Annotated in this window: 23 protein-coding genes; 17 read left to right on the forward strand and 6 right to left on the reverse strand. The window is 45.1% G+C overall.

Features of this window, described 5'->3' with window-relative positions:
* Positions 1 to 308 precede the first annotated feature (308 nt).
* The gene (locus KFE26_RS11815) at positions 309 to 1,484 is read left to right on the forward strand and encodes a type III PLP-dependent enzyme (RefSeq protein WP_105251256.1); all 1,176 of its coding nucleotides are present in this window, start codon (positions 309 to 311) and stop codon (positions 1,482 to 1,484) included.
* 65 nt (positions 1,485 to 1,549) lie between these two features.
* Here KFE26_RS11815 and KFE26_RS11820 read toward each other — a convergent pair whose 3' ends face one another.
* Entirely contained in the window at positions 1,550 to 1,762 is a 213-nt protein-coding gene (locus KFE26_RS11820; protein WP_006083288.1) for a YdcH family protein, read from the reverse strand.
* A gap of 413 nt (positions 1,763 to 2,175) precedes the next feature.
* On the opposite strand from KFE26_RS11820, the gene udp reads away from it, so the two are divergent.
* Entirely contained in the window at positions 2,176 to 2,934 is a 759-nt protein-coding gene (gene udp / locus KFE26_RS11825; protein ID WP_105251257.1) for a uridine phosphorylase, read from the forward strand.
* 101 nt (positions 2,935 to 3,035) lie between these two features.
* Here udp and KFE26_RS11830 read toward each other — a convergent pair whose 3' ends face one another.
* Positions 3,036 to 3,788, reverse strand: a complete 753-nt coding sequence (locus KFE26_RS11830) for an outer membrane protein OmpK (RefSeq protein ID WP_028759442.1) — start codon at positions 3,786 to 3,788, stop codon at positions 3,036 to 3,038.
* A 475-nt stretch (positions 3,789 to 4,263) separates the two neighbouring features.
* Between KFE26_RS11830 and KFE26_RS11835 the strand changes: the two genes are divergently transcribed.
* The 3 genes from KFE26_RS11835 to KFE26_RS11845 are packed head-to-tail and all read left to right on the forward strand — an operon-like array spanning position 4,264 to position 6,620.
* Complete coding sequence (locus tag KFE26_RS11835; protein WP_212600510.1) at positions 4,264 to 4,734, forward strand: NfeD family protein; 471 nt, start codon at positions 4,264 to 4,266, stop codon at positions 4,732 to 4,734.
* A 12-nt stretch (positions 4,735 to 4,746) separates the two neighbouring features.
* Complete coding sequence (locus KFE26_RS11840) at positions 4,747 to 5,682, forward strand: slipin family protein (protein ID WP_212600511.1); 936 nt, start codon at positions 4,747 to 4,749, stop codon at positions 5,680 to 5,682.
* A complete protein-coding gene (locus KFE26_RS11845) occupies positions 5,682 to 6,620 on the forward strand; it encodes an SPFH domain-containing protein (protein WP_168825701.1) in 939 nt (312 codons plus the stop codon). The genes KFE26_RS11840 and KFE26_RS11845 overlap by 1 nt, the downstream gene beginning before the upstream one ends.
* 181 nt (positions 6,621 to 6,801) lie before the next feature.
* On the opposite strand, the gene KFE26_RS11850 is transcribed toward KFE26_RS11845, so the two are convergent.
* The 4 genes from KFE26_RS11850 to priA form a co-directional block, all read right to left on the reverse strand.
* A complete protein-coding gene (locus KFE26_RS11850; RefSeq protein WP_212600512.1) occupies positions 6,802 to 7,026 on the reverse strand; it encodes a hypothetical protein in 225 nt (74 codons plus the stop codon).
* Between the two features lie 315 nt (positions 7,027 to 7,341).
* Positions 7,342 to 8,058, reverse strand: coding sequence for an SPOR domain-containing protein (locus KFE26_RS11855; protein ID WP_168825699.1), 717 nt, complete (start codon positions 8,056 to 8,058; stop codon positions 7,342 to 7,344).
* A gap of 3 nt (positions 8,059 to 8,061) precedes the next feature.
* Entirely contained in the window at positions 8,062 to 9,807 is a 1,746-nt protein-coding gene (argS, locus tag KFE26_RS11860; protein WP_105251263.1) for an arginine--tRNA ligase, read from the reverse strand.
* A gap of 134 nt (positions 9,808 to 9,941) precedes the next feature.
* On the reverse strand, positions 9,942 to 12,137 hold the full coding sequence (gene priA / locus KFE26_RS11865; protein ID WP_212600513.1) for a primosomal protein N': 2,196 nt from the start codon (positions 12,135 to 12,137) through the stop codon (positions 9,942 to 9,944).
* A 102-nt stretch (positions 12,138 to 12,239) separates the two neighbouring features.
* Here priA and KFE26_RS11870 point away from each other — a divergent pair, with 102 nt between their 5' ends.
* The 12 genes from KFE26_RS11870 (at position 12,240) to KFE26_RS11925 (ending at position 25,900) form a co-directional block, all read left to right on the forward strand.
* Positions 12,240 to 13,253 carry a FimV/HubP family polar landmark protein gene (locus KFE26_RS11870; RefSeq protein ID WP_212600514.1) on the forward strand — a complete coding sequence of 338 codons (1,014 nt, stop codon included), beginning with the start codon at positions 12,240 to 12,242 and terminating at the stop codon, positions 13,251 to 13,253.
* Positions 13,254 to 13,434: 181 nt separating this feature from the next.
* Positions 13,435 to 13,647: a 50S ribosomal protein L31 gene (rpmE, locus tag KFE26_RS11875; protein ID WP_063883331.1), complete on the forward strand. Its 213-nt coding sequence runs from the start codon at positions 13,435 to 13,437 to the stop codon at positions 13,645 to 13,647.
* A 522-nt stretch (positions 13,648 to 14,169) separates the two neighbouring features.
* On the forward strand, positions 14,170 to 15,414 hold the full coding sequence (locus KFE26_RS11880; protein WP_168825695.1) for a malic enzyme-like NAD(P)-binding protein: 1,245 nt from the start codon (positions 14,170 to 14,172) through the stop codon (positions 15,412 to 15,414).
* Between the two features lie 186 nt (positions 15,415 to 15,600).
* Positions 15,601 to 17,544: an RNase E specificity factor CsrD gene (gene csrD, locus KFE26_RS11885; RefSeq protein ID WP_168825693.1), complete on the forward strand. Its 1,944-nt coding sequence runs from the start codon at positions 15,601 to 15,603 to the stop codon at positions 17,542 to 17,544.
* A 245-nt stretch (positions 17,545 to 17,789) separates the two neighbouring features.
* A complete protein-coding gene (locus KFE26_RS11890) occupies positions 17,790 to 18,668 on the forward strand; it encodes an MSHA biogenesis protein MshI (RefSeq protein ID WP_212600515.1) in 879 nt (292 codons plus the stop codon).
* Positions 18,665 to 19,267 (forward strand): fimbrial assembly protein, encoded by a 603-nt coding sequence (locus KFE26_RS11895; protein WP_212600516.1) that lies wholly within the window; start codon positions 18,665 to 18,667, stop codon positions 19,265 to 19,267. The genes KFE26_RS11890 and KFE26_RS11895 overlap by 4 nt, the downstream gene beginning before the upstream one ends.
* On the forward strand, positions 19,264 to 19,914 hold the full coding sequence (locus tag KFE26_RS11900) for an MSHA biogenesis protein MshJ (protein WP_198573053.1): 651 nt from the start codon (positions 19,264 to 19,266) through the stop codon (positions 19,912 to 19,914). Before KFE26_RS11895 ends, KFE26_RS11900 begins: the two co-directional genes overlap by 4 nt.
* Positions 19,901 to 20,221, forward strand: coding sequence for an MSHA biogenesis protein MshK (locus tag KFE26_RS11905; protein WP_105251271.1), 321 nt, complete (start codon positions 19,901 to 19,903; stop codon positions 20,219 to 20,221). The genes KFE26_RS11900 and KFE26_RS11905 overlap by 14 nt, the downstream gene beginning before the upstream one ends.
* A 14-nt stretch (positions 20,222 to 20,235) precedes the next feature.
* Positions 20,236 to 21,918: a pilus (MSHA type) biogenesis protein MshL gene (gene mshL / locus KFE26_RS11910; RefSeq protein ID WP_105251272.1), complete on the forward strand. Its 1,683-nt coding sequence runs from the start codon at positions 20,236 to 20,238 to the stop codon at positions 21,916 to 21,918.
* Positions 21,919 to 21,924: 6 nt separating this feature from the next.
* Positions 21,925 to 22,833, forward strand: coding sequence for an ExeA family protein (locus KFE26_RS11915; protein ID WP_212600517.1), 909 nt, complete (start codon positions 21,925 to 21,927; stop codon positions 22,831 to 22,833).
* The gene (locus tag KFE26_RS11920; protein ID WP_212600518.1) at positions 22,830 to 24,143 is read left to right on the forward strand and encodes a lipopolysaccharide assembly protein LapB; all 1,314 of its coding nucleotides are present in this window, start codon (positions 22,830 to 22,832) and stop codon (positions 24,141 to 24,143) included. Before KFE26_RS11915 ends, KFE26_RS11920 begins: the two co-directional genes overlap by 4 nt.
* The gene (locus KFE26_RS11925; RefSeq protein WP_173247182.1) at positions 24,140 to 25,900 is read left to right on the forward strand and encodes a GspE/PulE family protein; all 1,761 of its coding nucleotides are present in this window, start codon (positions 24,140 to 24,142) and stop codon (positions 25,898 to 25,900) included. Before KFE26_RS11920 ends, KFE26_RS11925 begins: the two co-directional genes overlap by 4 nt.
* Position 25,901: the final 1 nt, after the last annotated feature.

The following is a 25,901-nucleotide window of genomic DNA, read 5'->3' on the forward strand; positions in this document are numbered from 1 at the left end:
AGATAACTGTTTTTAGATGGATATTTTGGCCCCAGCCAGTCTATCCATCTCCCTTCCGATAACGTCGTAAAAAATTCACTTTTTATTCTGATAATGAACACAAATTTACCTTAGGGTTTGTGTGCATAATTATTTGTTTTATAGCGCCTTTTTTTGATGGTTCAGTTCCTTAAAGAGTTGTGGAATAAAAAGTTATTAATTCAGCATAAAAATTCGTTGCGTAAAGCGAAAAAATATCGTTTACTGCGCACGTTTTTAATACATCACACTTACTGTTATCTATCTGACCCAAAGGAGACTCTGGCCCAATGAGCCAATTTCAATCTATTGATGTTGCTGACTATTATGATATGGACACATTCAAGCGTATTGAAGCGTTTGCCAAAGACAAAGCAACCCCGTTCGTCGTGATCGATACCAGTATCATAGCGAAACAATACGATGACATGGTTAATAGTTTTCCTTACGCCAACGTTTATTATGCAGTTAAGGCAAACCCCGCGGCCGAGATCTTATCTTTACTAAAAGATAAAGGGTCAAACTTTGATATTGCCTCGATTTATGAGCTAGATATGGTCATGAATGTCGGTGTGACAACCGATCGAGTCAGCTATGGTAATACCATTAAAAAGCGCCAAGATGTGCGTGCATTTTATGAGCGTGGCGTGCGTATGTATGCATCTGACTCAGAAGCTGATTTGCGAATGATCGCTGAAGAAGCACCGGGTTCACGTATTTATGTGCGCATTCTGACCGAAGGTACAGATACCGCTGATTGGCCGTTATCCCGTAAATTCGGCTGCCAAAACGAAATGGCCTATGAGCTATTAGTATTGGCACAGGAATTAGGCTTAGAGCCTTTTGGTATTTCTTTCCATGTGGGTTCTCAGCAACGTGACATAGGTGCTTGGGATTCCGCTATTGGTAAAGTGAAAAGTATTTTTGACCGTTTGCGTGATGAGCACAATATCACCTTGAAGATGATCAACATGGGTGGCGGTTTCCCTGCTAACTATATTGATAAAACCAATCAATTGGGTGTGTATGCCGAGCAAATCACCCACTTCTTGAAGGAAGATTTTGGTGATGATTTACCACAAATTATTTTGGAACCAGGTCGTTCGTTGATCTCTAACGCGGGGATTTTAGTGTCTGAAGTGGTACTGATCAGCAAAAAATCTTACACAGCGTTAGAGCGTTGGGTGTTTACCGATGTGGGTAAATTCTCTGGCTTGATTGAAACGATGGACGAGGCGATTAAGTTCCCGATTTATACTGAGCGTCAAGGCGAGCTGGATAAATGCGTGATTGCCGGCCCAACCTGTGACAGTGCAGATATCATGTATGAGCACTATAGCTATGGCTTACCAAATGACTTAGCCATTGGCGATCGTATGTATTGGTTAACCGCAGGGGCTTATACGACGACGTATTCAGCAGTATGCTTTAACGGTTTCCCACCGCTGAAGGATTACTATCTGTAAGCGATTGTGATGACATTAATAAGGGCGCTTAGGCGCCCTTATTTGTCTTTAGAGTAATAGTGGGATTACTCGTGGGATTTGAGGATCTGATAAATTTCCTCTTTTAAGTGTAACTTTCTGCTTTTGAGTTCTTTCACAGTGGGATTGAAATCACTGGCGACACGTTTTTCCAGTTGTTTGATTTCCTCGTCTAACTGATTATGCTCATTAAACTTACGTTGAAAATGAGCATCTTGGGTTTTCAGGGTGGAAATTAATTCTCTGTACTCTGGAAACATCGGCATTCTCCTTGTCGTCATTTACTACACTTCAGGTTACGCCTTAACCCTAACCTTATACTAAGTCGTTAAACGTGACTTAGATCACCTTTAGCGGTCACTTAGATTAATACTAATGGATGATTTATTTTAATCTATTTTAAATCAGTACCTTAGGTATTTGTTGCCACAGACTCTGGCATGAGTTCAGGATCTAGTTCACACTTTGTTTGGTATAAATCAGACTGACATTCGAAATATGGGCAAATTTGCTATCTTGTGAGCAGATGCTGGTGTAGTTGGTAATTTCATTACGACTAAACAATTACTTCTTGCCGATAATTCTGTGATCAAGTTAACCTTCACCGCTTCGATACTAGGTTAAAGTCGATTTTATAAGAATTTAATTATCAAAAATGAAAGGGGTTTTCACAATGGCTGATGTATTTCATTTAGGTTTGACCAAAGCGATGCTCGATGGTGCAACCTTAGCAATCGTTCCTGGTGATCCAGAGCGTGTAAAACGTATTGCCGAACTAATGGATAATGCGACGTTTCTTGCTAGCCACCGCGAGTATACAAGCTATTTAGCGTATGCCGATGGCAAGCCAGTAGTAGTATGTTCAACCGGTATCGGTGGTCCATCTACTTCTATTGCAGTAGAAGAACTTGCACAATTAGGTGTGAATACCTTCCTGCGTGTAGGGACTACAGGCGCAATCCAACCTCATGTAAATGTGGGCGATGTGATTGTGACTCAAGCTTCAGTGCGTTTAGATGGCGCAAGCTTACATTTTGCACCTATGGAATATCCAGCGGTTGCAAACTTTGAATGTACCACTGCTATGGTTGCGGCGTGTCGCGATGCTGGCGTTGAGCCACACATTGGCGTAACAGCTTCTTCTGATACTTTCTACCCAGGCCAAGAGCGTTATGACACTGTCACAGGCCGTGTAACGCGTCGTTTCGCGGGTTCAATGAAAGAATGGCAAGATATGGGCGTACTGAACTATGAGATGGAGTCTTCCACTTTGTTCACTATGTGTGCTACTCAAGGTTGGCGTGCAGCCTGCGTTGCTGGTGTGATTGTAAACCGCACCCAACAAGAAATTCCTAATGAAGCCACAATGAAGAAAACTGAAGTGAGTGCGGTTTCTATCGTGGTTGCAGCAGCGAAAAAATTGTTAGCTTAATTTTTAGTAAGCTAAGCAACACTCCCCTGCAAAGTGAGTGCTCAGAATAGAAAGGTGCCAATGGCACCTTTTTTGTTGCTTTAAAACTATGCCGATACCGATTAGAAATGGTATTGAGCAATCACAGAGTAAGTGTCTTGATCGACGCCTTTCACACCGTATTTATTGGTCCACAGATCGTATTCGATACCCACCAATAATTTATTGGCTTGATGATCACCGAACAGGCTCTTACCGAGATCGTATTTTAGCTGTGGGTTGAAATGGAAGTTTTCCTCGTAGCCGTTATCGTCGGTGGCAAATACCCAGTCGATAAAGCCATCGAGTACTATGTTGGCAGATCCAACAGGGATATCGATACGAAATACAGGAGTGAACTGCCAGCCGTCACTATTGTTACCAGTGCTCATACCATCGCGGCGATAGGTATTAAAGTTAAGATAAGTAAAGTATGGTACTGCTACGTCGACCCCTAGGCCGTAAAGTAGGCTATGGACTGGGCCTTCACCTTCTTCATAGGTTAACGCTAGAGACAAGTCTGTTATTGGGCCAAAGGCTATTTTTTCGCCAAGAATTTTACTGGCACTAAAACGTGGCGAAATTTCACCATAGGTAGTGCTTTCCATGCCTGTATCGTTACCTTTGAAATAGATAAAATCTTGGAAGGCAAACCAATCACCGTATTTCCAGCCGCCAGCCGTTTCTAAGGTAATAGTGGCTTGTTTATCTGATGGCGCTAAATCGTAGTCTTCGCCATAGAGGGCTGTTGCACTGAAATCCCACCACTGTACTAAGTCACCCGCAAATGCTTGAGGAGAAAGCATTAGTGCTAGGCATAGGCATGTTTTTTTCATTGTTATTTCCTGTTGTATAGGTCGAAGTTAATTCGTGTCTTACTCAATCCGCTCTCTGACCTATGGCATGGTTTGATGGGTAAGTTCAAACCTAGCGCGAGTGTACGTCAAAGGACTGGCACAAAAGTGGGGGCAATATATGCAAAAATTTACATTTATTCAAAGTTTTTATCGAATGTTGTTGTCAAAATCACATAATCATTAGTGAGGGGTTTTATTTTTAGATAATTGATTTTTAATGTTTTTTATTGTCATTGCGCCGCTTGTGGATTGGGGGCTTGCTATCTTTTTGAATTGATTATGCTTAATTTTAAAACAACCTGACGGCTTTCGTGGGCGGATATGGGAGAATGAGGATTAAGTCATAGGTGATTGAGTGTGCGTTTTGACAGGGTAAATTTTGACATATTATGTCGATTATCCGAAACTCTGCTGTTATAGTGCAGTAAAGGACACTCTCATTTCAGGGGGAAATATGGAGTTTTCAAATCCGATTTTAGTGTGGGCAGTGATTGGTTTAGTGTTAATGCTCGCCGAAATAGTGGTTCCAGGTGGCATCATAGTGTTGCTGGGTGCGGCTTGTTTAGTCGTGGCAAGTGCGTTAGGCATAGGACTGGTCGAAGGTGTCGTGCAGAGCATGACCCTGTGGTTTATCTCTGCCATTGTATTGTTATTGGCTTTCAGGCAAGTCACTCAGAGGCTCGTTGGTGGTGATTCCCATGTGGATAACACGGATGAAGCAATCGAACTATACAATCAAATTGTTCGCGTAAAGCAGACCATAGGTCCTGGGCAAACACCTGGGCGGGTGGAGTTTCAAGGTAGTGAATGGCCAGCGCTTGGCGATGGCAGCATTATTGAGGCGGGTACCGAAGTCAGAATTATTTGTCGTGAAAATATCGCTCTAGTCGTTGAGCCTATTTCAATAGAAGCTTCCAAAAACTAAAGGATGGAATCTATGTTTGTATTTACCTTAGTCATTTTATTTATCTTTTTTATTCTTTATAAGTTGATGTTAATTGTGCCGATGCGTGAAGTGCATGTCATTGAGCGTCTTGGCAAATTCCGCGCAGTATTAAGCCCTGGATTTCATATTTTGATCCCTTTTTTCGATCGCGTCTCCTACCGTCACGATACCCGTGAGCAAGTATTAGATGTGCCGCCACAGAGTTGTATCTCCAAAGATAACACTCAACTTGAAGTGGACGGCTTGGTCTACCTAAAAGTGATGGATGGCAAACTGGCGAGTTATGGTATTGAAAACTATCGTAAAGCAGCGGTGAATTTAGCCCAGACCACTATGCGATCTGAAATCGGCAAGCTGAGTTTGAGTGAGACTTTCTCTGAGCGTGATAGCTTAAATGAATCAATCGTGCGGGAAATAGATAAGGCTTCCGAGCCATGGGGAATCAAGGTATTGCGCTATGAAATTCGTAATATCACGCCTTCACGCCATGTTATCCACACCCTTGAGAAGCAGATGGAAGCTGAACGCCGTAAACGTGCCGAAATCACCTTAGCGAATGCCGAAAAAGCCGCGATGATCAATATGTCTGAAGGTGAGCGCCAAGAGGCCATTAACCTGTCAGAAGGTCAAAAACAGAAACGGATTAATGAAGCTAAAGGTACAGGTCAGGAGATCGCTATCATAGCCAAAGCAAAATCCGAAGGTATGGCAATGATCTCGCAAGCATTAGCCGTCAATGGCGGTACAGATGCGATGAATATGCTATTAAAAGAACAGTTTATTGCTCAAGTTGGTAAGATCCTCAATGATGCACAAGTCTCTGTTGTTCCCGCTGAAATGGCAAAACTTGAAGGTTTCTTCGAAGGTATGGAGCAAGTCACTCAGACTATGAGTGGCCAGAATAATCTTGGCAAAGGAGCGCGATAATGAATATTCCAGTAGATACAGATTTGATTGTGATGGCGATTTGGGGCCTGATATTTGCCATTTTTGTGATTAAACTATTTCAATCGATCCGCCTAGTGCCCACTAAATCGGCTTTTATTGTTGAGCGTTTAGGTAAGTATCACAGTACGTTAGATGCGGGGTTCCATACTTTGATCCCCTTTGTGGATAAAGTGGCTTTTATTCATGATTTGAAAGAAGAAACCATTGACGTACCACCGCAGGAATGTTTCTCGAGCGACGAAGTAAACGTTGAAGTGGATGGGGTGATTTATATCTCTGTGACTGACCCAGTGAAGGCCAGCTATGGTATTACTGATTATCGTTATGCAGCAATTCAGTTGGCGCAAACGACGACGCGCTCTGTCATAGGGACACTTGATCTTGATCGTACGTTTGAAGAGCGTGATGTGATTTCAGCCAAGGTAGTGCAAGTCTTAGATCAAGCGGGTGCCCTGTGGGGAATACGTGTGCATCGTTATGAAATAAAAAATATCACACCACCTGAAACCGTTAAAAATGCCATGGAAATGCAAGTAAATGCCGAGCGTGAGCGCCGTGCATTATTGGCTAAGAGTGAAGGCGACAAACAGAGTAAAATCAATCGTTCTGAAGGGGTTAAAGCCGAGACGGTTAACCGTTCTGAAGGGGAAATGCAGCGCCGTATCAATGAAGCCGAAGGTAAGGCCGAAGAGATATTAACGATTTCCCGTGCGACGGCGGAATCGATTGAGCGTTTAGCCTCTGTGATTGCCGCGCCGGGTGGTCACAATGCCCTGCGGATGCAACTCGGTGAGCAATACTTTAAACAGCTCGATGGCTTAAGCCAGAAGAATAGTCGAGTGGTGTTACCGGGTAATATGGTGGATTTCGATTATTGGATGAATAGCATAGGCTTAACGGAAGAAAAACCGAGCTAAGGCTGTGGTTAAAATCTGAAACTAGCTAGATCATTAAGGTCAAATACCCAAGTATTTGGCCTTATTTTTTGGCTGAAATTTGATTCTGTGTGATGGAGAGTGGGTGGGTTAGACAGCTTCTGTTGAATGAACCGCCAGAAGCTGCAGTTGGGCATAGATAAATTTTTCATTGAATGGAAGGCTAATAAGCTAGGCGTTCATGAATTTGGGAATGGGCGTGGGTTTCAATGAGCTTGGCAATTGGGTTTTGTTCTAATTGCTGAAGCGCAGAAATTTCGTCATAAATCTTGTCTTGAACATCCAGCGGCATGCGCACATGTTCCATAAACATCCTAATTCCCAGCATGTCGCCACTCTTGAACAGTTGGCTGAATTCGGTGGCTTCTATCTCGATTAATGCATTCATAATACTTCACCCTGAGGTTGGATTTGACACAGATACAGCGGTCTTGCTGTTAATTAAGAGATACGCCTAAGTTTGATCTAGGTCAATTAAACTGCATATTAATCTTTCTTAATAAAGGATTTTGTTGTTTGTAAATAATGGGTTATAAATTTAGTAGATCAGCAAATTTGAAATGAGTTGTTGTTTAAAACTGAGTTTTTATGGGCAGGCAGAATCAATGAGTGAGTCATGTTATACGGATAAAAAAATAGCGACGAGCGATAAAACGCTGGCCGCTATTTATTCTTAATAGTCTATCAGGAGTAGGCTAAAGCCTTATTTAGGAATCGCCAGAATCTGGCAACCATTAATCCCCGCTTTTTGCAGTGTATGACGTTTACGCTCTGCATCACGTTTACGCTCGAAGGGGCCTAAAGCAACCTTGTACCATACGCCAGTCGTACCTTCGACTTGTCTCACTTGCGCCTCTAAACCTTGGAAAGCGATGACGGCTTTCATCTCGTTCGCCTGTGATTCTTGGCGGAAAGAAGCACATTGCAACTGATATTGCATCGGTGTTCTGCTCGCAACAATATCGGGAATATCGACCTCAACATGCTTATTTTCAAGCTCGTTGAGATAGGTCCATTCTTCCTTTGGTTGTGGTGGCAGAGCATTAGGATCCTTCTTTGGCGGAACAATAAGCTCAGCAGTTTCAGTTGTCTCTACTGGGATAACGACCGCTTGGCGTTCAGGTTCTTTGACCTTAGGAGTAAGCACCGCTGTCTCTTGAGGCTTAACTTGCACTTCCGTTTTCTTGGCCGGAGCGGGTATCGGCTTCACTTCTTGCTTAGCATTATCTTTAATGCTTGACAGGAAATAGACGAAACAACCCACAGCGAGTATGACAAAGCCTATCAAGGTCAGCGGCAGCTTCTTACGCGGCGCCGATTTAGATTGTGAAGGCTTTGCTCGAGTTGGGCGAGTCGCGCGGATTGGGCGCGGTTTAGCGCCCGACTGCGGCCTTCTATTGGCATAATCGCGATTACTCATGGCTTACATCCGCTCTAAGGTTTCAATACCGAGTAGATTTAGGCCTTTTTGTAACGTACGAGCCGTCAGTTGCGCGAGTAATAAACGGCTGTTCTTTTGCGCGTCATTATCGGCGGCAAGCACTGGACAAGCTTCGTAGAAGCTAGAGAAAGCACCCGCTAATTCATATAAATAAGCACACAGTACGTGCGGCTGACCTTTATCGACAACACGATTGAGGATCTCACCGAACTGCGCCAACTTATTACCGAGATCTTTCTCTTTTTCATGCTCAAGCACGATTTTCGCTTGGCTGAGATCCAGATCGGTTACTCGCTTGAATATGCCCGCAACACGGGTGTAAGCGTACAGCAGGTAAGGTGCGGTATTGCCTTCGAAGCTGAGCATTTGTTCAAAGCTGAAAATGTAATCACTGGTACGGTTTTTCGACAAGTCAGCATATTTAACGGCGCTGATCCCAACGACACGGGCGATTTCAGTCAGCGTGGCCTCATCCATATCAGGATTTTTGCTACGAACGAGTTCTAGCGCGCGCACATTGGCTTCTTCTAACAGGTCAACTAACTTAACGACACCGCCGCTACGGGTTTTGAATGGACGGCCATCTTCGCCGTTCATAGTGCCAAAACCTAAGTGTTCTAATGACATATCTTCACGGACAAACTTAGCCAGTTTCGCTAGGCTAAAGACTTGTTGGAAATGTAGTGCCTGACGTAGGTCAACAAAATACAGGACGCGATCGGCCTTTAACACGTTCGAGCGGTAGCGCATTGCCGCAAGATCTGAGGTGGCATACAAATAGCCGCCATCGGCCTTTTGGATGATAACAGGCAATGGCTCACCTTCTTTGTTGCGGAAGGCTTCTTGGAATACGACTTTAGCGCCGTTACTTTCGGTTAATAAACCTTGGGCATCTAAATCTTTAACCACTTGCTCGAGATCGGCGTTATAAGCACTTTCACCGTGTACATCGGCGCGGGTCAGGCTCACACCTAAACGGGCGTAGACTTCATGGCAGTGGCTTAACGAAATATCGTTAAATTCGCGCCACAGTTTGTTGCAATACTCGTCACCAGATTGCAGTTCGACCACTAACTGACGAGCGCGGGTTGCGAATTCTGCTGATTCGTCGAAACGCAGTTTCGCGGCACGATAAAAGTTTTCTAAATCAGACAGTTCAAGTTGAGCTTCTTCACCATTTTTGGCGCGCAGCTCTTCCATATAGGCCAGCAACATACCAAATTGTGTGCCCCAGTCGCCCACATGGTTTTGACGGATAACCTTGTGGCCTAAAAACTCCAATGCACGCACAACACTGTCACCAATGATGGTTGAACGCAGATGGCCTACATGCATTTCTTTGGCGAGGTTGGGTGAAGAGTAATCGACAACAACGGTTTGTGGGGTCGGTAATTTAATGCCTAAATGCTCATCGTTGACGGCATTTTGCAGTTGATCTGCTAAGGCGCTGTCGTTGATGAAAAAGTTGATAAAGCCTGGTCCTGCGATTTCAACCTTAGCCACAAAAGCCGAAGCCGGTAAGGTATCTATGATCAGTTGGGCTAATTCGCGTGGATTCTTGCCTGCGACCTTGGTCAGCATCATGGCTAAGTTGGTTGCCAAGTCGCCATGACTCTTATCCTTGGTTCGATCTACCTGAATGCGTGCTTCAAAGTCAGCAGGCACAATACCTTGTTGTTTAAAGGATTCTAGAGTTTGTTCAAGTAATGATTGGATATGTGATTTCATGGGTTCTAATCGGCACTAACTTTAAGAGTGAATATAGGGAGTAACCGCATATTTTAGCCGTTTGTGGTTAACAATTGCTATCTTCCCGATGATTTTTTATCAAATGGCGCTTAAATACTTATCAAATACTCGACTCAGAGGAGATCCTGCGGATCTCTGTCTAAGCTCCATCGGCAGCGTTTAGCTTCGATAAGTTGTTCTACAAGCGGATGAATACGTTCAAACTCTTGCTGCAGACGGTTGCGGTTTTTAGCTTGGAATAAGAGTTGGCGACGGAACTTGCCAGCTTTTTTATCTAAGGGCGCGGGCATAGGGCCAATCACCTCAAATTCTTTATCTTGGGGCAAGAGCGCGGCGAAGGCGTTGAGAAAGTTATCGGCATCACTGGCTAAATGCGCTTCGGCGCGCACCAACACCATGTGCCATGCTGGCGGCAGCAGTGCCTGTTGACGTTCTTTGAGCTGGCTGCGAGCAAACTCGCCATAACCGCGGTGCAGCAAATCCCGCAAAATGGGATTGTCGCTCTGGTGAGTTTGCAATAATACTGTGCCGGGTTTACTGGCGCGCCCTGCACGACCTGCAACTTGGGTATAGAGTTGCCCAAAACGCTCAGGTGCGCGGAAGTCGGCACTAAATAAGGCGCCATCGACATCGAGTAACCCAACAAGCGTCACATCAGGGAAGTGATGGCCTTTAGCCAGCATTTGCGTGCCGACGAGGATTTTATATTCCCCCTTATGAATCGCATTTAAGTGGGTTTCTAATGAGCCTTTTAGGCGGGTCGTATCACGGTCGATGCGCACTACTGGATGTTTCGGAAACTCCTGTTGCAGCGCTTCTGCGAGCTGTTCTGTGCCTATGCCTTGGCCCATCAACATAGTGCTGCCACATTTGTGACACTGCTTGGGGATAGCGTATTGATTGCCACAATGGTGACAGCAAATTTCGCCAAGGGATTGATGTACAGTGAAAAACGCGTCGCAGCGGTCGCATTCGTGTAAGTGCCCACACTCGTGGCAAAGCAGGGCTGGTGCGAAGCCGCGGCGATTGAGAAACAACAAGACTTGGTTGCCTGCGTCTAAATGCAGGCGGATTTCGTTCAGTAACGGCACTGACATACCGGCTTTCAGCGGCATATTTTTAATATCGATAATGCCTTGGCGCACTTTTTTAGCCGCACCTGCGCGTTCACCCAGTTGTAAATGATGGTAACGGCCGCTTAAGGCATTTTGTAGACTTTCGAGTGAGGGCGTCGCTGTGCCCAAAATCACCGGAATCGCTTCTAAATGGCCACGCATGACTGCCAAGTCGCGGGCATGATAACCAACACCTTCCTGTTGCTTGAAGCTACTGTCGTGTTCTTCATCGAGTATGATGATGCCGGGATACGCCATAGGTGTGAACAAGGCTGAACGCGTGCCAATAATGATGGCGGCCTGACCACAGCGGGCTTGGCGCCATGCTTCGAGTCTCTGATTGTCGGTTAACCCTGAATGCAAAATGGCAACATTGACTTTGAAACGGCGCTTAAAGCGATTGATTGTCTGGGGTGTTAAGCCGATTTCAGGCACTAAAATTAACGCTTGTTTGCCTTGCTTGAGGATTTCTTCGAGTACAGCAAGATAGACTTCCGTTTTACCCGAACCGGTAATGCCTTCTAATAAAGTACAGTGATATCCTTGTTGCAGATTTAAAGTGGCAACGGCGACGGCTTGTTCTTTATTGAGTTTATGTGGCGTTTCGTCCATTTCGAGTGTGGTGCGCCAGTCGAGGTTAAGCTCGGCAATTTTTTCATGGCGTGCCACCCAGCCTTTATCTTCTAGGGCTTTAAGCGCCGCTTTACTGATGTCTAAGCTGATAACCTCTTCTTGGGTTAAGCTGGCGGTTTTGAGTAACTCGAGTAGTTTTTTCTGTGCGGGTGCGCGTTTAACCGCTTCGGGCGCAATATTTTGGCCTATTTCAGTTAATTGCCAGAATTGGATCTTTTGTGGCGCGGCATCTAGCCCTTTACGCAGGGCCACAGGTAAGGCTTGGGTTAGCATCTGCCCTTGGCTGCAAAAATAGTATCTCGCAGCCCAAAGAGTTAATTTATAAAGTGATTCAGGCAGTAAAGGTTTATCGTCGATAAACTCGAGCACAGACTTAATTTGCTTTGGGGCTAAGCTGCAAGACTCAGTGATACCTGTGACTAACCCGAACAATTGTTGACGACCGAAGGGAACTTTAACGCGCACACCTATTTGCGGTGTACTAGGATAGGATTCGGGTACGCGGTAGCTAAAGGTTTGCCGCATAGGCACAGGTAACGCAACTTCGACAAACAATGACATATGCAGGCAAGTCTTAGACAAGAATGTGGTTTAGTGTACTCAGCGCGGCTGGCTAGGGCTAGCCCTAATGATGGTTTACCAAGGATAGTTGAGAGTAAATAAATGGCTAATATAGTGAAATCATTAGGTCTACTTGCTTTGGTGTGCAGCGCACCTAGCATGGCACAAGTCTCCCATGTGAGCATTAATAGCCGGATGTTTGAATTAGGCGCTTACCCTAAACTCAGGGTGAATGTGATCGCAGACAATCAAGATATGTCGCGCTTAGAGTTTGTCGTGCAGCAAGCTAGCGGCGAAGAAAGGTTAATGGTTGAGGAGATTAATCGCTTTTTAGTTTTACTCACTGGCGTTGAAGATGTGAAGGATAGCAGCGCTAAACTCTTAGTGAGAGAGTATCGCCTTGACCGATGGTATGACGTCAAAAGTATCAATTTATTCGGTGCGGCTAAACCGGCCTCTGCCGCGTTAACGACAAAAGCGGTTTCGGACACTAAAAATACCACCACAGCGGGCGCCCCCAAAAGTGCGGATAAAGTGGGCATTAAGCCTGTAACAGTGGTGACAGAATCAAAGCCACATGTAGAGATAACGCCCGCAGCGACTGTTGTTACTGCTGCAAATACTCAATCCAAAGTACCAACGGTAGAAGTGGTGACTGGCTTTAAATTTCCTGAAGCCGCGACTAAACAAAATACGTCGGCTACTGAGATAAACGCCTTCGCTAAAACCTCTGAGACGATTGCTGTTGAAAAAGGGGCTGTTGAAAACGCTGCAACTGAAACTGTGGTTCCAGAAATAGTGAAAACGGCAAATAATGAGCAAAAACAGAATATTGCTGAAACGGCCTCACAGACGCCCGAACATTGCCAGTTAACGTATCTTGCTGGCGAGACGTTGTGGCGTATCGCCAATCGATATGCCAAGGATTGGGATGTGAGTGTATATGGCGCTATGTTGGCGATTTACGAGGCAAATCCTGTGGCTTTCTCGAAGAATAGAATCAATGCACTCAAGAGCAATGCGGTGCTATCTTGTCCTTCGAAAATGATTTTGGATCAGCATTCTGATGCTAAAGAGGCGCGGGCGGTATTTGAGGCTAAAGAAGCGGGAAAATAAGCCGCTTAACTAAAGTCAAAATAGACACAGATTAACCGGCAAACGCTCAGATAATCTACTTGTATCCCTTGTAGGTATGCTGTACCATTCTGCGCCCTAAACATATTGTTATTAACATGCATGTGGTGTCCGACTACGGGTTGGAAGAGCGACATGGCCTTACACTTTTGAGGTAACCCCAATGAAACCAGGTATCCACCCAACATACGCTATCATCACTGCAAACTGTACTTGTGGTAACGTTATCAAAGTAAACTCTACTGCTGGTAAAGATCTGCATTTAGACGTATGTGGTGCTTGTCACCCATTCTACACTGGTACACAAAAAGTTGTTGATACCGGCGGTCGTATCGACAAATTCAACAAGCGCTTCGCAGTGCTTGCAAAGAAATAATTGCGATTGCAATGTTTCTAGAAAAGGCGCCTATGGCGCCTTTTTGCTTTTTGTTATTCGTCAATTTTCTTTATTCCGCTTATTCTACATATCTAGCTGGTACGACTTCACTCAATAAATCGTCAACTTATTCAGTATTGAGAGTTCAAGTGTATAATTCGACTTATTTATAGTAATTAACTATAAGATAAATATGCTAGTCGCCATATATTGTAATTTAACCAACATTTTTGAGATTAAGTCGCTACAACTACCGCAGTAACTACAAAATATATGTTTGTTTCCTACAAAACATATTAAGAAATGCAGCTTTATTATAGGAGATAAGTTTATAAAACTAAGCTTAGAGTGTCTATTTGGCGGCTAAAGTGAAATTTATGAATCTCTTATTTATAAATTCCCCTTATTGGCGTATCTTACCCCGACCAGCCAGACTATTAACATCACCCTTTGGTGAGACTAGATGTGTGTTGGTAGGTCTTACTCTCATAAATTATAAATGTCGCATTTCAGGATTTTAAAATGTCAGATATTCGTCAACAAGCACTCGATTATCATGAATTTCCCATACCAGGCAAAACCGCAGTTTGCCTTACCAAACCCGCCGAAACGAGTCACGATCTCGCCCTAGCTTATAGCCCAGGTGTGGCTGAGCCAGTACGCGAAATCGCTGCAGATCCTGACAATGCGTATCGTTATACCAATAAAGGTAATACGGTTGCCGTGATTACCAATGGTACGGCTATCTTAGGTTTAGGGAATTTGGGCCCTTTGGCTTCTAAACCTGTAATGGAAGGTAAAGCATTATTGTTCAAGCATTTTGCGAATATCGATTCGACAGATATTGAGATTACGCATAATACGCCTGAGGAATTTATCAATACTGTTGCTGCGATTGCTGACACTTTTGGTGGTATCAATCTTGAAGATATTAAAGCGCCCGAATGCTTTGTTATCGAACGTGAATTGATTGCTCGTTGTAAAGTGCCGGTATTCCATGACGATCAACACGGCACCGCAATCGTGACTGCGGCGGGTATGATCAATGCGCTGGAAATTCAAGGCAAGTTGATAAGCGACGCGACTTTTGTGTGTATGGGTGCGGGTGCTGCTGCCATCGCTTGTATGACTATGCTGGTAAAATGCGGTGCGAATCGCGCCAATATTTACATGCTAGACACTAAAGGTGTTATTCATTCTGGCCGTACAGATCTTAATGAATATAAAGCACTCTTTGCGAATGATACCGAGAAACGCACGCTTCTTGATGTAATTAAGGGCGCAGACGTATTTTTAGGTCTATCAGGTCCTGACGTCATTGGTGCAGAAGAAGTCGCGCTGATGGCCGATAAGCCAGTGATTTTTGCGTGTTCTAACCCAGATCCTGAAATCAAACCAGCACTTGCTCATGCAACACGTAGTGATTTGATCATGGGTACGGGTCGTAGCGACTATCCAAACCAAGTGAATAACGTCTTGTGTTTCCCATTTATTTTCCGTGGTGCATTGGATGTGCGTGCGTCTTGCATTAATGATGAGATGAAAATTGCGGCAGTTCATGCAATTGCTGCACTGGCGAAAGAGCCTGTGCCTGCGAGTGTGTTGAAGGCTTATCCTAATGTGACTTCACTGAGTTTTGGCCCTGAATATGTGCTGCCAAAACCTATGGACCCACGTTTATTGCCAAATGTTGCCCGTGCGGTTGCACAAGCGGCTATCGACTCTGGTGTGGCTGCGATCACCACTTTACCTAAATACGCCGACTAGGCTAAAAGTGGTAAAAACATTAAAAAGAGGCTAATTAGCCTCTTTTTTGTTTTTAAGTGGACATTAAAGTCACAGCGTCTTAGTTGCCTTTTAGGTTATGCTACTGAATAATCAACGGACAACTTTTGTTGAACTTCTGTTAAAATCGCACAAATAATTATAATAATCCTGCAGGATAGCGGATAGATGAAATTCACCCGAATGTTAACTACAAAATTAACCAGCTTTTGGTTAATGTCATTAGCCGCTATCGCCTTCGTATTTTTGCTGAGCGCTATGATGAGTTTCGTGCAGCTGACCTATAAATTTCAGCAGCAAAAAGTAGCTGAACTCGAAACTATGTTAGTCGATCAGTTCCAACACCAACCTGATTGGGAGTTAGAGGCTTGGCTACCGCCTATGCTGCTTGCTTACAATGCCGTTAATTTTCGGTTGACCTTGAAAGATGAAGTGTTATTTGCCTATGAAGGCAACCTTTCTACGCAAAATGCGATGGTGTATGACCATGTGCTAGAGCCGACATCTGGCTTGCGTATGCAGTTAACCTTGACTCAGCCCTTTGAACATTACACTTTCAGTTGGTATGAAATTCTGATTTTGTTGGTCGGTATCTTAGCCGTGGCTGCCTTAGTGCGTTTTGGTTATTTATGGTTTTCACAGCAGCTCGATGGCATTGAAGAATTAGCCTTACGCAGTCGATTGATTCTGCAAGGTAAGTATGAGCAAGCACTCGCTACCCCTGGAAATGGTAAACCAAGGCTGATTAACCGTGCTTTGACTAAGTTGTTAGAAGAGTTACAGGACGCACAAAAGGAGCGGGGGCGTTTCGACAAATTCATCCGTTCTAATACCTTTCTTGATGCGGAAACGCGCATTGGTAACCGACTCTTTTTGAATAATCGTCTCGACGCCCTTAGTCATAATCAGGCTATGCTTGCCCACGGGGTGATCTATTTATTAGAAATGGATGATCTGGATTTATTGCAGCAATCCCAAGGTGAAGCAGTGACGAAAGAGCTATTAAACTCGACTGTTAATGCGATAAGTCAATTACTGCAAACTCAAGCTAATAGTATTTTTGCCCGTCGCTCCCATAATCAATTTGCCATAGTCGTGCCGCAAATCTCCTTAATTGAAGCGGATCAATTTGCCAGCAAATTACTCAAGATATGTCTAAGCCAGCCTTTGCCTGATGTTGAGAATAGCGATAACTTTTTCCACCTCGGATGCGCTTATTTTACCGCAGGCGATAATGCGGCTCAGTTAATTGAAGAAGCCGATATGGCTTTGAGGGCGGCACAATTACAGGGGAATAGTAATTGGTTTATGTATGACAAAGGCGCGATTGATGAAGAATTTGCCAAAGGCTCAGTGCGTTGGCGAAGCTTTTTAGAAAACGCATTAGTGCAAAGGCGATTTTTCCCCTTTAGCCAGCCGATAATTGATTCAGATGGTAATGAGCACCATAAAGAGATATTTACGCGGGCTCGGGACAATCAGGGAGCGTTAATCCGTGCCACACTGTTTATTCCAATGGCTAATAAATGTGGCTTAATGCCACAGGTTGAACGGCAAATTATTGAGCGGGTATTGTTATTATTGTCGAATGAATTAGCAGACGGCGTATCGAATGCTCAAACAGTTAAGAAATCAGCGCCGCAGATATACAGTATTAATCTGAGTTTGGATTCGCTAATGAGCCGAGCCTTCACTCAATGGCTAAAAACGACGCTATTAGAATATCGCCATCTAACCACGCGACTGATTTTCGAAGTGTCTGAAGATATCGTTATTCAACATCAAGAAAAGTTGCAGCCTAAATTAGATATGATCCGTAAAATGGGCGCGAGATTATGTGTCGACCATGTGGGTCAGCAGGTTGTCGGTACTTATTATATTCGCGAATGCCATTTTGATTTAATTAAGTTACATAGATCCATCGTGCGTCATATTCATTTACGACCAGAAAACCAATTATTTATTCGCAGTTTGATTGGCGGTTTATATCGAACGGAAGTACAAGTCTGCGCCGAAGGGGTAGAAGTCTTTGAAGAGTGGCAGACACTGCAAATCCTCGGTGTTGGCGCAGCGCAGGGAATGTATTTCAGTGAACCCATAGAGGCTAAGTAAGGGAAGTTCAGTGTTTGGGTGATTAATGTCGTCCTATAGACAAATAGATCCTATTATTCACGTATTTATCTATAAAATACGAGCATTTGCGGCTAAACTAGCCAGTGCCAAAAATATGACGTTTGCGGTTTTTATTCTGTATCGAGCAGGTCATAGGTCAAGGAGCACTGGAGAGTGGAGTGACAGGAAGTTTGTGCGAAAGAGACTACTCAAGCTTTTAAATTCAGTTGGTTATAGGCATCTTTATGGAAAAAAGTCTTATAGGTCGATTAGCCTTTTGGCAGAAGAGAACAGAACCGACTAGCCTTGGTGTCTATGTCTGCGCCGATAAATTATGGGTTTACGCACCTGCCCAAAAAGAAAATGCTGAGCAGTGGCTACCCTTTGAGCTGAAAGATGATCACTGGTCATTGGCGTTTTCTGCTGTGGCTAAATCCTTTCCCAATGCACAGTTACAGCTGATTTTGGCTTCCGGCCTTTATCAATTACTGCTGACTGATAAACCGAATGTCGATACTGTCGAGTTATCCCAAGCTTTGCTGTGGTCAATTAAAGACATGGTCACGCTACCTGTACCGCAAATCCATTTGGATTACTTTGAGTCACCCATTCCGAGTAATAAAATCAATGTTGTGGTGGTGGATAAAGCTAAGTTAGTGAGCATGGTGCAGGCCATTCATGAACAAGATTTACAACTTTTCGGTATTAGTATCGAAGAGTTAGCCGTAACTAACCTATTTAATGATGACAACCAAGCGCGTCTGGTAGTAAGCCATAATCCCGGTCAAGAATTGCTACTGACTGTGGTTAAGCAAGGTCAGCTGTATATGCAGCGTCGCGTGCGCGGATTTACTCAATTGGATAAGACTCAAGCGGATGAGTTAAGTTATGGCATGGCAGACAATTTAAGCTTAGAAATTCAGCGCTCTATGGATTATTTTGAAAGTCAATTGAGACAGGCTCCGGTATCTTCTATCGAACTCCTCGCCGATGGTGCCGTGGATACTTTAGCTAAGTTAGTCTCGGCAAACTTCAATCAAGCTGTGAATGTCATTGATAAAAGCTGTGTTGGCGCGCGAATGGCGGGATTAGCCTTTGCTGAATTTTATCGAGGTACTGAGTGATTAAATACCGAGTCAATCTTTACACTCCTTCATTATTGCCCCCGAAGCAAAGATTAACCTTTGCGCGTTTAAGTGCTTACGCCTTGGTTTTTGCGATCTTATTTGCGGTTTTAGGTGGTTATAGCTACTGGCAAGTCAGTGAGTTACAACAGGCCCAGCAGTTGGCTGCCCAACAAAAGCAGCAATTCGATACCCAAAAACAGGCATTAGAAGCACAAATTGCTGCGCGTAAACCCGATGCCGATCTTGTTGCGCGAGTCGATTTAGCGGAACAACAGTTAGAGCTTAAGCAATTACTCATGGGAGAATTGAGTCTTAGGACTTCCTTAACCAGCAGTGGTTTTGCGCCAGTTCTTAAAGATTTAGCCGTCGTGTCGGATGCGAGTGTTTGGCTTAGTCATATCGTCATTAATGAGCAAGATTTTATGTTCGAAGGTTTTGCCGACCATCCTCAAAGCATTCCGCAGTGGATTGGCAAACTCAAAACTACGCAGACTTTAAAGGGGCAAGCTTTCTCGTCGATGAGCATGGATCGCGGTGAAGATAAACCTTTGGCCTTTACCTTGAAAAGCGATAACAAGGAGGAAGCCGCGCAATGAAGCAAAAGTTAGCCCAATTAGGACAACAGTTTGATGCGCTAAGTCGCCGTGAGCGAGTGTTGATCTCAGTCGCCATTCTGGCCGTGGTCGGAATGCTGAGTTATTTACCTTTAGAGTCCCTGTGGAAAACCCATGTGGCTGTTTCACAACAGCTAAAAGCCTTAGAGCAGGAAAACGCGATTTCGGCTCAGCAGGTTGACTTGTATCAGCAACGTTTAGCGTTAGATCCCAATCAAGATTACCAACAGCGTTTAGTGTTGTTGCAGCAACAAAATCAAGCCCTAGATGCCCAGCTCGATGAGCAGATGGTGGATATGGTGCCGGCAGACTATATGCCGCAGTTGCTGGGTAATTTACTAGGACAAGTGCAAGGGATTAAATTAATTAAGTTTATGTCGATAGCGCCCATCCCATTGTTACCCGTGGGTGAAGAGAAAAAACTCAATCTATATAGCCATGGTATTCGCTTGAGTTTAGAGGGCGATTATTTTTCTGTGTTGCGCTTTGTTGAAGCCGTTGAGGCCATGCCAGATAAACTTTATTGGAAGCGTCTCGACTATAAAGTCGCAGAATATCCAAAAGCGACCGTTGAGATTGAACTTTATACCTTGAGTATTAATAAGGACTTTATCAGTGTTTCTAAATAAGTCTTATATTATCAGTGTGTTGTTATTGGTTAGTAGCCCTATGGTGTCTGCTGAATCGCTGCGCGACCCGACTTTGCCCGGTAAAGGCTTTGCTGTGCAGGGTCATGCGAGTCAAACGCAGGATCAGGCGCTTGTACTTAACAGCATAGTAAGCTCAGGAAACACGGCTTATGCTGTGATAAATAACAAGATATTGTCTGTTGGCGACAGCGTTCAGGGGCTGAGTATCGTTAAAATTACCCCCACTTATGTATCGCTGTCCGATGGACGGAAATTGACATTGTTTCAAGCAATAACAGAGAGATAGGGAATACACCTCAGATGAAAGCGATTAAATACTTTACACCTCTGCTCTCACTTTGCCTTGTGGCGTGTCAGACCACAAATAGGCCACAGCCGGAGGCGAGTAAGGCGGAATTAGCGGCCTCAATGGCGACGGCAACGGCATCAACTACGCCACCGCCTGCGACTATGCCGGACGCGGTTCAGCGGGAATTGAATTCAGGCGCATTGCTATCAGGTTTGACCCCCACATTGGAAACTGAGCGTCGTTTCGATGTATCAGCCCACGATGTTGATGCTAAAGTATTTTTTCCAAGCTTAGTCCAAGGTACACCACTGAGTGTCGCCGTACATCCTGACGTGCAAGGTACAATTTCATTATCCCTTAAAGGTGTGACATTAACTGAAGCAATTCAAGTGGTTGAGGATATCTACGGCTACGAAGTGAGTCGCGAAGGGCGCATCCTAAGAGTGTTTCCTGCTGGGATGCGTACCGAGACGTTTCCGCTGAATTATCTCTACATGGAACGCGATGGCTTATCTGTGACGTCAGTGAGTTCAGGACGGATTTCGGATAGCAATAATTCCAATAGTAATTCGAACAATAACAATTCAAACAATAGCGGCTCGAATAATAACAATAACTCGAACAGCAGTAATGGCAATAACTCGAGCAGTAATGGCGGTAGCGATAGTAGCAACGGTACTTTTATTCGTTCGCGTACTAAGACAGATTTTTGGGGAGAGTTGAAAGAGACATTATCCTCGATAATCGGCGAAACGGGTGGCGGCCGTCAGGTTGTTGTTACGCCGCAGGCGGGTTTAGTCACTATTCGTGCTTTTCCTAGTGAATTACGCCAAGTGCGTACTTTCTTAAATTCCGCAGAAAGTCATTTGCAGCGCCAAGTGATTTTAGAAGCGAAGATCCTCGAAGTCACCTTATCCGATGGTTATCAGCAAGGTATCCAATGGGATAATGTGCTGGGACATGTTGGCAATACGAATGTGAATTTTGGTACATCAGCGGGCCCAGGTTTAAGTGATAAAATCACCTCGGCTATGGGTGGCGTTACTTCGTTGAGCATTAAAGGTTCTGACTTTACGACCATGATCAACCTATTAGATACCCAAGGTGATGTGGATGTACTGTCTAGCCCAAGGGTCACTGCATCGAATAACCAAAAAGCCGTAATTAAGGTGGGTTCCGATGAGTACTTTGTCACCGACGTTTCTTCGACCACAGTTGCGGGTACAACACCTGTGACGACTCCGCAAGTCGAGCTTACGCCGTTTTTCTCGGGCATAGCCTTAGACGTTACGCCGCAAATTGATAGTGACGGCAATGTGTTACTGCATGTGCATCCATCTGTTATTGATGTAAAAGAGCAGAGAAAAAACATCAAAGTGAGTAATGAATTGCTTGAATTACCCTTAGCTCAGAGTGAAATTCGTGAGTCTGATACTGTCATCCGCGCTGCTTCCGGTGATGTGGTGGTGATTGGTGGTTTGATGAAGAGTGAAAACATTGAAGTGGTATCACAAGTACCTTTGTTGGGTGATATTCCTTTCCTAGGTGAATTATTTAAAAACCGTAGTAAGCAGAAGAAGAAAACCGAGCTTATTATTCTGTTAAAACCTACGATAGTCGGTGTCGATACTTGGAAAACGGAGCTGCAACGTTCTAAGACCTTATTAGATCGTTGGTATCCGGAGACAAAGTAAGCTTCTATGTATCAGAAGCATTTTGGCCTAAGCCAACCTCCATTTTCACTGACACCCAATACCGGATTTTTTTTCGGCCTGTCGCCACACGTGGAAGCCTTGCAAGTGTTGCAAACTGCGCTACAAACGGGCGAAGGCTTTATCAAGGTGACAGGGGAAGTGGGGACTGGCAAAACGTTGATTTGCCGCAAGCTTATCAACGAGTTACCGAGTCAGTTTCATTGCGCATATTTGCCTAATCCTTATCTCACTCCTACAGAATTACGCTGGGCGGTAGCGAGTGAGCTTGGCCTTAAATACACCAGCAATATCGACCAGCAGCAACTCACTGGACTTATTCAACAGCAGCTTTTAGCCTTGAGCGCCCACGGGCACGCCATCGTATTGGTACTCGATGAAGCGCAGGCATTGCCGGACGACAGTCTTGAGGCGCTGCGGTTATTCACTAATCTGGAAACCGAGACACGCAAATTATTACAGGTAGTGTTATTTGGGCAACCCGAGCTCGATGACAGGCTTAAACGCCAAGAATTTAGGCAATTAAGACAGCGTATTACTTTTAGCTACAATCTTCGCCCACTGACATGGGATGAAACCGACGCTTATATTCGCCACCGATTAGCTATCGCTGGGCGTGCGGGCGAACCACTCTTTACATCACGGGAAACACGTCAGATAGCCTATGCGTCCCGAGGGATCCCCAGATTGATCAATATTCTTGCCCATAAAGCCTTGTTATTGAGTTTCGGCGAAGGCGCTACTCGTGTGCAAACCTCCCACGTTAAAGCCGCAATTCAAGACACCGAAGATGCAAGTGTTCGCCGATTATTATCGTGGAAATGGTTGCCTTTTTTCACTTTGATGACAGTGGCTTTCGGTTTGGGATTACAACACTTTTTCAGGGGTGTTGTATGAGCGTGATCAACAAGATGCTGCAGGATCTCGATAAGCGTCAGCAGGGGCATGAGCTCAGCAACGTGGCTCAGCCACAGGTGCAATATTTAGCTCGCAGGCGGGCTCCGTTTAACGGGCTGCTGCTCTGTGGTGTGTCATTGCTATTCGGTGGCGCTCTGGTTTATGGCTGGCAACTTTTCATTGCAAAGCCTGCTGAAGCGACTATTTCGGCTCAAACAAATGGGCAAAATGAATCTACTCAGACTCAAATCGAGTTTGTGCAGGTAGACAAGATTACTTCGAGGCAGCCTTCAGCAAGCGTCGAAGTCGTCGAAGAACCGCTTAACGTTGCGACTATGCAGGAGTTTACGACTAAGAATGAAGAGCTTGAACCCAGTGTCGACGACGTTGTACTTAATCAGCCGCAAGAATTTGAATCAGAAAACGAGGTTGAGCAAGAGTCACAACGGCAACAAGATGAGAGCTCAGCACTCGCAGATGACCTAGTCGATACGGTAAGCGAGCCAAGCCATTCACAGTCAAATCGTGTGACATCGAGTGTGCGAAGCGCCGAGGTCACTGCTGCCGCACCCTCTGCATTAATGATGTCAGAACGTGCCAGTGTTGCCGCCGATAATGAACTTAACGCGAGCAATGAGCTTAAAGTACAAGAAGTTAAAGCTGATGCTGGCACTAATCGACTCACGCCCCAACAGCAAGGGCAAATGGCGATTACTGAGGTGAAGTTGACCCCAAAGCAGCTGGCGCAGAAGCGGTTCACATTAGCGAGTGAGGCTGAAAGGGATGGCAAACTCAAAGATGCCATTAGTTATTATGAGCAAACATTAGGCTTTGATCCCAGTATGCATGAAGCGCGCAAGCAGTTAGCTGCGCTGCATTATGGGCAAGGTCAATTAGCCAAAGCCAGTGAAGTGTTACTGCAAGGCATGCTGTTATTCCCACAGCAGTTAGACTTTGCCTTATTGCTTGCTCGGGTTCAGCAAGCCTCTGGTCAGGCTGATCTCGCATTAGTGACGTTAGCCAACATACCTGACACGCATCCACTGGCGAGACAAAAGTGGATGGCACAATCGGATTTGGCGCAAAAGTTAGGACAGTTTTCGTTGTCAGAACAAGCCTATAGACAATTATTACAACAAGAACCTCAACAGGCTAAATGGTGGATGGGGCTGGCCTATGCGCTCGATTCGCAGCAGCAATTTCCCCAAGCACGCCAAGCCTATCGGACGGCTTTAGGCCATAGAGGCTTATCGGCGCAGGCGAGTGCCTTTATCGAACAACGTTTGACTCAGCTAGGAGATAGCCAATGAAACCCAGATTAAAAATGCGTTTGGGCGATCTGTTAGTTCAGGAAACCATTATTACTGAAGCGCAGTTGCAACAGGCGTTGGCAGAGCAGCGCAATACGGGCAAAAAACTGGGCCGAACCCTCATTGATCTGCAATCGATTACCGAACATCAGTTACTGCAGTTCTTGTCGCAACAATTGAATGTGCCTTTGCTGGATATCAGTAAAATGCCTATCCCTGCGGAAGTGGTGCATCTTATTCCTGAGGTGCAAGCACGACGTTTCCGCGCTTTAGCGGTTGAAGACCGGGGCGATAGCGTATTGGTTGCAATGAGCGACCCCGCGGATTTGCAGGCGCTCGATCACCTCGAAATGCTTATCGCACCTAAGCGTTTGAAGTTAGCGGTAGCGCCCGAGCAGCAACTGCTGCAAGCGTTTGATAACTTATATCGCCGTACAGACCAAATTGCTCAGATTGCCGGTAAACTCGAAGAAGAATACGCCGCCGATGAGATGTTCGATTTAGCCAGCCTCACGTCGGGCGACAGTGACAATGAAACCACAGTGGTTAAGTTGCTGCAGTCGATTTTTGAAGATGCGGTGCAAATGCGCGCCTCGGATATCCATATCGAACCCGGTGATAAAGCCTTACGTATTCGCCAGCGTATCGATGGTCAGCTACATGAAACGATTCTGAATGAAGTTAATATTGCCGCGGCTTTAGTATTACGACTTAAGTTGATGGCGGGTCTCGATATTTCCGAGAAACGTTTGCCGCAGGATGGTCGTTTCCATATGGAAATCAAAGGTCATCATATCGATGTGCGTATGTCGACTATGCCGATTTACCACGGCGAATCTGTGGTGATGCGTTTACTCGATCAATCGGCGGGTTTATTGACCTTAAACGAAACCGGTATGCCGCCTGCTATTTTGGCGCGTATTCGTAAACAGATTAAACGTCCCCACGGCATGCTACTGGTCACAGGTCCAACGGGTAGCGGCAAAACGACCACCTTGTACGGTATTTTGAGTGAGCTCAATACCGCCGACCGTAAGATCATCACGGTCGAAGATCCGGTCGAATATCAATTGCCGCGGATCAACCAAGTACAAGTTAACCATAAGATTGGCTTAAACTTTTCAAATGTATTACGCACCACCTTACGTCAAGACCCCGATATCATTATGGTGGGGGAAATGCGTGACCAAGAAACCGTGGAGATTGGCCTTAGGGGCGCATTAACGGGTCACTTTGTGCTATCGACCTTGCATACCAACGATGCGGTCACCAGTGCGCTGCGTTTACTCGATATGGGCGCTGCGAGTTATTTAGTTGCTAGTGCCTTAAGGGTGATTATTGCCCAGCGTTTAGTGCGCCGTGTCTGCCATAACTGTGGGGTAGAGTATCAACCAACACCGCAGGAAAAAGCCTGGTTAAGTAGTGTGAGCCGCAAAGATTTTACCCATGCAAACTTTAGAATCGGTACTGGTTGCCAGAGTTGTAATGGCAGTGGTTATCGTGGGCGGATCGGTATTTTTGAAATTCTCGAGCTAGATGAAAAGATGATCGATGCTATGCGTACTGGTAATCCGCAGGATTTTGCCAGAGCCGCGTTGCAGAGCCCTAACTTCACCCCGCTCGCTGAGTCAGCGTTGCAATATCTGAGCGAAGGCATGACGACGATTGAAGAGGTTGCTAAGTTGGTGGAAGACGTGAGTGAATCTCAGATACCTTTGTCGAAGGATATTATCAGCCAACAAGGCGTTGAGGCGTAAT

Origin of the sequence: Shewanella sp. M16, from assembly GCF_018224605.1 — a bacterium.
Classification (GTDB): domain Bacteria; phylum Pseudomonadota; class Gammaproteobacteria; order Enterobacterales; family Shewanellaceae; genus Shewanella; species Shewanella oncorhynchi.